This is a genomic window from Streptomyces sp. NPDC059900 (assembly GCF_050270335.1).
GTDB lineage: Bacteria > Actinomycetota > Actinomycetes > Streptomycetales > Streptomycetaceae > Streptomyces.
In genome coordinates this window covers 1-5,521 of record NZ_JBNNJZ010000534.1, presented here as the reverse complement: position 1 = coordinate 5,521, position 5,521 = coordinate 1, and the positions used below count along the sequence as shown (strand labels likewise).

General features: G+C 68.9%; 5 protein-coding genes. 2 read left to right on the top strand and 3 right to left on the bottom strand.

What is annotated here, in order from left to right:
* Positions 1-259, bottom strand: a 259-nt coding sequence (locus tag ACQKIP_RS38285; protein WP_427745200.1) for a hypothetical protein, incomplete at its 3' end; no start/stop codon positions are given.
* Between the two features lie 562 nt (positions 260-821).
* Positions 822-3,041 (bottom strand): catalase/peroxidase HPI, encoded by a 2,220-nt coding sequence (katG, locus tag ACQKIP_RS38280; RefSeq protein ID WP_365854387.1) that lies wholly within the window; start codon positions 3,039-3,041, stop codon positions 822-824.
* 414 nt (positions 3,042-3,455) lie between these two features.
* Between katG and ACQKIP_RS38275 the strand changes: the two genes are divergently transcribed.
* Both ACQKIP_RS38275 and ACQKIP_RS38270 read left to right on the top strand, forming a co-directional pair.
* Positions 3,456-3,872 (top strand): Fur family transcriptional regulator, encoded by a 417-nt coding sequence (locus ACQKIP_RS38275; protein ID WP_365854390.1) that lies wholly within the window; start codon positions 3,456-3,458, stop codon positions 3,870-3,872.
* Positions 3,873-4,057: 185 nt separating this feature from the next.
* Positions 4,058-4,489 carry a VOC family protein gene (locus ACQKIP_RS38270; RefSeq protein WP_365854393.1) on the top strand — a complete coding sequence of 144 codons (432 nt, stop codon included), beginning with the start codon at positions 4,058-4,060 and terminating at the stop codon, positions 4,487-4,489.
* 117 nt (positions 4,490-4,606) lie between these two features.
* Here ACQKIP_RS38270 and ACQKIP_RS38265 read toward each other — a convergent pair.
* The coding region (locus tag ACQKIP_RS38265) for an acyl-CoA dehydrogenase family protein (protein ID WP_427745199.1) at positions 4,607-5,521 on the bottom strand (915 nt) is incomplete at its 5' end.

Genomic DNA, 5,521 nt, shown 5'->3' with positions numbered 1-5,521 from the left:
GCTCTAGGTTCTGTTCCGCCCGCCGCACCCTTGCGACGCTGTCGGCACGTTGACGGGCACGTCTACGCTCACTGCCAATCGCCCAGATGGCCACAGCCCCGAGCAGGAGACCCACCGCCACAATCAGGATGCGGATCACCAGGGACTGCGTGGTTTCCCACATCGAAGCTACGGCAGCAATCAGGCCCACAAGCGCAAGGGCTTCCTGACCCGATCGGCGATCACGGCGGTAGTAACCAGCGGCCCGTATGCGCGACATAGCCACCGATCATCGCGCCCGTTGGCTCAACGAGCCACCACTTCGGCAAAGTCGGGGCGAGAAGGTCGACCGCGAAGCACTAGGCCTCTTGTATCGGGGCGTCCAGAGCCCGTGTCTGTCGAATACGTGTCGAAGTAGCTCGCTGCCATCACAACTGCGCCCCCGGAACTGGCTGGTCGCAGGCGCACGACGATGAAACAGTGCCGGTCTCTTCTAAGCCTCTGCCCGCACGTTCACGCCCTCCCCCGTCCCATAGGGCAAAGGCTCCCCACAACGGCCAGCTCCCCCGCCGAGACCGACGAAAGCCGCAGCTCAGGCCGTCCCCCTCTGCCCAGGCCCCCGCCGGAGGCACTCGCCGATGACAAGCACGAGCTGGACGCTGACCATAGCGGATGTCATCAGAAAGGGAGCGGGACCCAGTCTCACTGGGCGCCCCGCTCTCTCACTGCTTCGCACCGATCGCGATAGACCTGCAATAGGCCCCCGCCCGAGGGCCCGTCGCTAGGTTGGCGTCTACGCCCCTGCGGCTGGTCCCCCGGACATCGCGATCAAACAACTGAACTCAAACCAGATCGAACCGGTCCAAGTCCATGACCTTCGACCAAGCCGCCGCGAAGTCCTTGACGAACTTCTCCTTTGCGTCGTCGCTCGCGTAGACCTCGGCGAGCGCGCGCAGCTCCGAGTTGGAGCCGAAGACGAGGTCGGCGCGGGTGCCGGTCCACTTCACCTCTGCGGAGGCGCCGTCGCGGCCTTCGAACGTGTCCTGGGCCTCGGACGTCGACTTCCACTGCGTGCCCAGGTCGAGCAGGTTGACGAAGAAGTCGTTGGTCAGGGTGCCCGGCGCCGTGGTGAGCACGCCGTGCTTGGAGCCCTGGTGGTTGGCGCCCAGGACGCGCAGGCCGCCGACGAGGACCGTCAGCTCGGGCGCGCTCAGGTTCAGCAGGTTCGCCTTGTCGACAAGGAGGTACTCCGCCGGGAGGCGGTTGCCCTTGCCGACGTAGTTGCGGAAACCGTCGGCGGCGGGCTCGATCGCGGCGAACGACTCCACGTCGGTCTGCTCCTGTGAGGCGTCCACGCGGCCCGGCGTGAAGGACACCTCGACCGGAACGCCGCCGTCCTTGGCCGCCTGCTCGACGGCCGCGGTGCCGGCGAGCACGATCAGGTCGGCCAGCGAGACCTGCTTGCCACCCTTGGCGTTGAAGGACTCCTGGATGCCCTCAAGCGTGCGCAGCACCTGCGCGAGGGAGTCCGGGTTGTTGACCTCCCAGCTGCGCTGCGGCTCCAGGCGGATGCGGGCGCCGTTGGCGCCGCCGCGCTTGTCGCTGCCGCGGAAGGAAGCCGCCGACGCCCAGGCCGCCGAGACGAGCTGCGAGACGGTCAGGTCGGAGCTGAGGATCTGCTCCTTCAGACCAGCGATGTCTGCCGCGTCGATGACCTCGCCCGTGCGCTGCGGCAGCGGGTCCTGCCACAGCAGCTCCTCGGAGGGGACCTCCGGGCCGAGGTAGCGGACGACCGGGCCCATGTCGCGGTGCGTCAGCTTGTACCAGGCGCGGGCGAAGGCGTCCGCGAACGCCTCCGGGTTCTCGTAGAAGCGCCGGGAGATCGGCTCGTAGATCGGGTCGAAGCGCAGCGACAGGTCCGTCGTCAGCATCGTCGGGCGGTGCTTCTTCGACGAGTCGAAGGCGTCCGGGATGATCTCCGGGGCGTCCTTCGCCACCCACTGGTGGGCGCCGGCCGGGCTCTTGCCGAGCTCGTAGTCGTACTCGAAGAGGTTCTTGAAGAAGAGGTTGCTCCACTGGGTCGGCGTCTCGGTCCAGGTGACCTCGAGGCCGGAGGTGATGGCGTCCTTGCCGACACCCGTGTTGTACGTGCTCTTCCAGCCCAGGCCCAGCTGCTCCATCGGGGCGGCCTCGGGGTCGTCGCCGACGTTGTCCGCCGGTCCCGCGCCGTGGGTCTTGCCGAAGGTGTGGCCGCCCGCGATCAGGGCGACGGTCTCCTCGTCGTTCATCGCCATGCGGCGGAACGTCTCGCGGATGTCGCGGGCCGCGGCGATCGGGTCCGGGTTGCCGTTGGGGCCCTCCGGGTTGACGTAGATGAGGCCCATCTGGACGGCGCCGAGGGGGTTCTCCAGCTCCCGGTCACCGGTGTAGCGCTCGTCGCCGAGCCAGTCGGTCTCCGGGCCCCAGTACACGTCCTCGTCGGGCTCCCAGACGTCCGCGCGGCCGCCGCCGAAGCCGAAGGTCTCGAAGCCCATCGTCTCCAGGGCCACGTTGCCGGTGAGCATGAGGAGGTCGGCCCACGAGAGGTTCTGGCCGTACTTCTTCTTGACCGGCCACAGCAGGCGGCGGGCCTTGTCCAGGCTCGCGTTGTCCGGCCAGCTGTTGAGCGGCGCGAACCGCTGCTGACCGGCGCCGGCACCGCCGCGGCCGTCGCTGATGCGGTAGGTGCCCGCGCTGTGCCAGGCCATACGGATCATCAGCGGTCCGTAGTTGCCGAAGTCCGCGGGCCACCAGTCCTGCGAGGTGGTGAGGACCTCGGCGATGTCCCGTTTCACGGCGGGCAGGTCCAGTGAGTTGAACGCCTCGGCGTAGTCGAACTCCTCGCCCAGCGGGTTGGCCACGGCGGGGTTCTTCGCGAGGATCTTCAGGTTGAGCCGCTCCGGCCACCACTGGCGGTTGCCACCGCCCTGGGTCGGGTGCGGCGCGCGAGCGTGCGCGACCGGGCAGCCGCCTGTCTCTTCCGGCTTCGGGTCGGTGACGATCGCGTCATGGTTCTCAGTCATGGGAATCCTTCCGGACGGGGCGGATCACGGTGCTGCTCAGGAACACGGTGCTGCTCAGGAACTGCGAACGGCAGAACAGTCTGGGGCGCCCGAGGGCGATACGAGCGGTACGGGCGATACGAGCGGTACGGACCTCATCGGCCGGGAAGGCAGGACCGGGTCCAGGACCGGTTCCAGGACCGGCCGCGGGCCGCAGACGCCCGCCTGCTCGCCGGATTGGTTCTCCGCGAGCGGGGTACCGGATGCCGGGCCGAGCGGGCCCGCCTCCTGAAGTCACGTGCTGTTCCCTGCTGTTGCCCTGTCCCTTGGCCGTCGGCCGGAACTGATCCTACGATGGACGAAGTCCAAGTCAATACGACAGACGGGTTCGTACGGAATTCAGTCGTCAGACACAGCACAGTTAGGCTGGTAGGCATGAGCGACCTTCTGGAACGACTCCGCGGCCGGGGCTGGAGGATGACCGCACAGCGCCGGGTGGTCGCCGAGGTACTCGACGGCGAGCACGTCCACTTGACCGCGGACGAGGTTCTCGCGCGTGCCACCGCCCGGCTGCCGGAGATATCTCGCGCCACGGTCTACAACACGCTCGGCGAGCTGGTCACCCTCGGCGAGGTGATCGAGGTGTCCACCGGCCGCGCCAAGCGCTACGACCCCAACGCCCATCGCCCGCACCAGCATCTGGTGTGCTCGGGCTGCGGCGCCATCAAGGACGTCCACCCCGGCGGCGACCCGTTGTCCGCGCTTCCGGCCTCCGAGCGCTTCGGCTTCACCGTCTCCGCAGCCGAGGTGACCTATCGGGGGGTATGTCCGGACTGCAACGCTCGCCGCTGATCGCCGGTCGCAAGGCACAGACACAGGCACAGGCACAGGCACAGGCACAGGCAAGCCGTAAGGCACGCACCCGTCTTGCGCCGTAAAGCGCGCATCCGCCCTGTTCAGCACACCGAGGGTTGGCGCTTCCCGCCCGGGTACCCAGCCCGGACGCCCACGGAATCCGCGTAACAGGAGGCACCGCCATGACCGCTCCCGTCCCCGCCGTCCCCCGCTTCCACCTGGCCGTGCCGGTCGACGATCTGGCGGCGGCCCGCCTCTTCTACGGCCAGGTGCTCGGCCTGGAGCAGGGCCGCAGCGCGGACACCTGGGTGGACTGGAACCTGCACGGCCACCAGTTCGTCACCCACCTCGCGGCGGAACGCGCCCGGCGCATCCACAACGCGGTCGACGGTCACGAGGTGCCGGTGCCGCACTTCGGCCTGATCCTGCCGATCCCCGAGTTCCAGGAGCTGGCCGAGCGGCTGCGTACGGCGGGCATCGACTTCGTCATCGAGCCGTACGTGCGCTTCGAGGGCGAGAAGGGCGAGCAGTGGACGATGTTCCTCCTCGACCCCGCGGGCAACGCCCTGGAGTTCAAGGCCTTCGCCGACGACTCCCAGGTCTTCGCCGTCTGAGACGCCCCAGCTGAAAAGACCCCGGGTCTTCGCCGTATGGCGCATGCACGACGGCGCGCGCGGGCTGCTCTGCCCGGGGCTCGGGCCCGCGCGCGCCGTCGATCCGCAGGTGCGGGGCTACGGGGCCATCTCGTACTCGCCGGCCAGCGCCTCCACGCGCTGCCACACGCGCGCCGAGCGCTCTTCGTCGACGACCGGGCGCCGCACCGCGCCGAGCGCCCAGTTCTGCTGGGCCTCGGTGGCGGAGTCCTTGCCGTGCAGCTCGACGGCGTGCGCGGAGAAGTCGCGTACGAGCACGGCGAACAGCTCGTCGAGCACGTCCTCGTCGAGGCCGGTCAGGCGGGCCTGCTCCAGGATCAGCTGGCCGTGCACGACCAGCGCGAACAGCTGGCCGACGGCGAGGAGGAGATCCAGGTCGCGGCTCTGCTTCTCGTCGGGGGCGGCCGTGGTCACGAACTCGCACAGGGCGTCGGCCTGTTCGCGCAGTCGGGCGACGTTGGGCACCTCGGCGTACGCGTCGTAGGCGGTGCGCCAGTCGTGGAAGCGGATGGCGCCCAGGCCGCGGGCGGGGCCCTGCCGGAAAAGGAAGTCGTCGTCGGCCGCGTCCAGGCGGGTGGGCACGGGCTCGTACTCGGCCGGGTTCAGCAGGTGGTTGCCCATGAACTTGAGGATCAGGGCGAGGTTGACGTGGACCGTGCCCTCCAGCTTGGGCAGGCCGCGGATCTCGACGGCCGCCTGCGCGAAGTAGTTGTCCTTCTCGAAGCCCTTGGCCGCGATGACGTCCCACATCAGGTCGATGACCTTCTCGCCCTCCGTGGTCACCTTCATCTTCGTCATGGGGTTGAAGAGGAGGTAGCGGCGGTCGTCGGGGCCCGCGGAGCGGAAGTAGTCGACGGCGCGGTCGCTGAACAGCTTCATTCCGACGAGACGGACGTAGGCGTCGGCGAGCTCGCGGCGTACGTGCGGGAAGGCGGTGACGGGGCGGCCGTAGAGGATGCGGTTCTGGGCGTGGGTGACGGCCTCGTACATGGC